At 63.4% G+C, this 3,345-nt stretch carries 2 protein-coding genes and 1 pseudogene; all 3 read right to left on the bottom strand.

Going from position 1 to position 3,345, the window contains the following annotated elements; translation table 11 throughout:
- Nucleotides 1-534, bottom strand: a pseudogene (locus ABSG20_RS32900) (PAS domain-containing sensor histidine kinase); the annotation flags it as partial.
- A gap of 184 nt (nt 535-718) precedes the next feature.
- A complete protein-coding gene (gene ntrC, locus ABSG20_RS32895; protein WP_423868616.1) occupies nt 719-2,161 on the bottom strand; it encodes a nitrogen regulation protein NR(I) in 1,443 nt (480 codons plus the stop codon).
- A 9-nt stretch (nt 2,162-2,170) separates the two neighbouring features.
- Nucleotides 2,171-3,345: two-component system sensor histidine kinase NtrB (locus ABSG20_RS32890; RefSeq protein ID WP_423868615.1), on the bottom strand; the 1,175-nt coding region annotated here is incomplete at its 5' end.

Raw genomic sequence — 3,345 nt, 5'->3', positions numbered from 1 at the left:
CTGGTCGTACAGCGGACGCGCACGGTTGATGTCATTGGCCATGCCCAGAATGTCGCCGTAGATGAGATGGGCGCGCTCATCCATATAGGCACGCGAAATCGACACCGAGTTCTGAATCACCTGGCGCGTCGGACCGGCAAACAGCCGGTCAAATCCACGATCGATGGTGTAATTGGCGACGATGGACACCATCAGCACGGGCACTACCGCAATCCCGGAAAACAGGCCGAGGATCTGGATGTGAAGCCGCGCCGCTGCCCGCCCGCGGCGGCGCGCCTGCACCACCTGCCAGACTTCGCGGACGATGATGCCGACCAGCAACAGGACGGTGGCCGTATTGATCAGCAGGAAAGAACGGGCGACCTCGGGTGTGGGCTGGATCGGGGTCAGGCCCGTGAGCACCAGGAACGTCAGGATGGTCGAGAGCACCGCCACGCCGACGGCGATCGGCGCCAGCCAGCGGCGCAGGCGCGGTCCCCTGGGTTCGGCGAAGGACGTATCCAAAGCTGCGGCCGTGGTCTCTGCGCTGGTCATTCGGCACGGGTGAGCTGAAGGCGTTTGCGGCCGCCGATTCAAATCGGGCGGCGAACTGATGCATTCATATCACAATGTTGCCAAATTACGACAATTCCACGGCGTTTGCCTTCTGGACACGCATCGCTCCACAGCCCACTCGTTCAGCGGGACCAACGATGGAGGCAATCCGAAGCGGAAATCGCTAATTGCCGCTTCGATAAACCTGGATGTCCAGGTCGCGAATCTTCTTGCGCAGCGTGTTGCGGTTGAGGCCAAGCAGGTCGGCGGCGCGGATTTGATTGCCGCGCGTCGCCGCCAGCGCGGCGGTAAGCAGCGGTACCTCGATCTCCTTGAGGATACGGTGATACAGACCCGGCGGCGGCACGCCGTTGGGGAAACCCGAAAAATGCGAGGACAGATAGGCTTCGACGGCGCCGCCGAGATTGTCGACACCCGGGTGGACGCTGCCGCCCGAGGTCACGGCCGGCGGCGCCAACTCGCCGTCGATCACCGAGCCCGTGATCACATCCTGCGGATACAGCGCCGCCAGCCGGCGCGCGAGGTTTTCGAGCTCGCGCACATTGCCCGGCCAGCGATGCTGCTTCATCCGTTCCAGCGCCAGGGCATCGAGTTTCTTCGGCGGCAATCCGTCCTTCTCGGCCAAAGCGAAAAAATGCCGAATCAAATCCGGCAGGTCCTCGATCCGTTCGCGCAGCGGCGGCAATCGCAGCGGCACGACGTTAAGGCGGAAGAACAGATCCTCGCGGAACAGGCCCTGCTGAATCAGGATCCGCAGGTCCTTGTTGCTCGCGGCGACGATGCGCACATCGGTCTTGATCGGCGTGCGGCCGCCGACGGTGGTGTATTCACCCTGCTGCAGCACCCTCAGCAAACGCGTCTGCGCCTCCATCGGCATGTCGCCGATCTCGTCGAGAAACAGCGTGCCGCCCTCGGCCTGCTCGAAACGGCCGGAAGCACGGGTGTTGGCGCCGGTGAAGGCGCCGCGCTCGTGGCCGAACAATTCCGATTCGATGAGATCGCGCGGGATCGCCGCCATGTTGACGGCGACGAAGGGGCCGTTGCGGCGCTTGCCGTAATCGTGCAGCGCCCGGGCCACCAGTTCCTTGCCGGTGCCGGACTCGCCGGAAATCATCACCGTGAGATCGGTCTGCATCAGGCGCGCCAGCACCCGGTAGATTTCCTGCATCGCCGGCGACCGGCCGACCAGCGGGATCGAGTCGAACTCGGATTCGTCGACGTGGTTGGCGACCCGCTCCTTCGGCTCGGCCAGCGCACGCCCGACAATGGCGATCAGTTCCTTCAGATCGAACGGCTTTGGCAGATACTCATAGGCGCCGCGTTCGGACGCCCGGATCGCGGTCATGAACGTGTTCTGGGCGCTCATCACGATGACCGGGAGATTGGGCCGCATCTTTTTGATCCGGGGCAACAGATCGAACGCGTTCTCGTCGGGCATCACCACGTCGGTGATGACCAGGTCGCCCTCGCCCTGGCTCACCCAGCGCCACAGCGTCGCCGCGTTCCCGGTCAATCGCACCTCGTATCCGGCGCGCGACAGGGCCTGGTTAAGAACTGTTCGGATCGCCGTGTCATCGTCGGCGACGAGTATGCTACCTGCGGGCATCATTATCCCTCATCTTTTGTCCTGTGAGGCATGCAACGGCGTCCCCGAAACGTCATCGCGGTTGCTTTGTTCGAAGTTTTTGGCGGCATTGAACATCGGCAGCAGCACGCGGAAGATGGTTTTCCGCGGCTGGGATTCGCATTCGATGATACCGCCGTGATCGCCGACGATCTTGGCGACGAGCGCCAGACCAAGCCCGCTGCCGGTCGGCTTGGTGGTAACGAACGGATCGAACAGGTTCGGCAACAGGTCTTCCGGCACGCCGGGGCCGTTGTCCTTGACGCAGAACTCGAGCGGCAGCGAGACCCGCGACTTTTTCCCCGGCAGCGACAGCCGAACCCCCGGCCGGAAAGCGGTGGTCAGTTGAATTTCCGCGTCACTGCCGAGGTCGACCACGGCCTCGGCGGCGTTCTTGACCAGATTGAGAAACACCTGGATCAGCTGGTCCTGGTTGGCAAGCACCGGCGGCAGCGAAGGATCATATTCCTCCACGAACCGGATATTGCGGGCAAAGCCCGACTGGGCCAGCCGCTTGACGTGATCGAGCACCGAATGAATGTTGACCGGACCGCGCGCCACCGGCCGGTCGTCGCCGAACACTTCCATGCGATCGACCAGGGTGACGATACGATCCGCCTCGTCGCAGATCAGCCGCGTCAGCATGCGGTCTTCCGAGGAGGCCGCCTGCTCCAGGAGCTGCGCCGCGCCGCGGATGCCGGACAGCGGGTTCTTGATTTCATGCGCCAGCATCGCCGCCAGCGCGATCACCGAACGCGCCGCACTGCGATGGGTCAGCTGTCGGTCCATCTTGTCCGCGATGGTACGCTCCTGCAACATCACCACGATATGACCGGGCCGCTCGGTGAGCGGCGCCACGTGCAGATCTACCTGCCGGTCGCCGCCAATTCGCGGCGTCCCCAGATCAACCTTGTATTCGTTGACCGGCGAGCCGCTGGAACGCACCTGATCGATCAGCGCCAGCAGCGGGCTGCCGAAAGGCACGAGTTCCTTCAACGACTGGCGTTGCAGGAATTGGGCCGAAATCTCGAAAAACGACTCGGCGGCCATATTGGCGTCGACAATCCGGCCATCGGGCGCAATCAGCAGCACCGGATTGGGCAAGGCGTTGAGGATGGCCTCGCCATCCGTCGACACCCGTAGGCGATGTTCTGCGACTGAAGTCA

The sequence above is a fragment of the Bradyrhizobium sp. genome, from assembly GCF_049512235.1.
Classification (GTDB): Bacteria; Pseudomonadota; Alphaproteobacteria; order Rhizobiales; family Xanthobacteraceae; genus Bradyrhizobium.
The sequence above is the reverse complement of the archived record's forward strand: the minus strand, read 5'-3'. Positions and strand labels throughout refer to the sequence as shown.

What these genes read in the sequence shown, in the direction of transcription:
- ntrC (WP_423868616.1), bottom strand. Translation starts at nt 2,161, where the DNA reads ATGCCCGCAGGTAGCATACTCGTCGCCGACGATGACACGGCGATCCGA.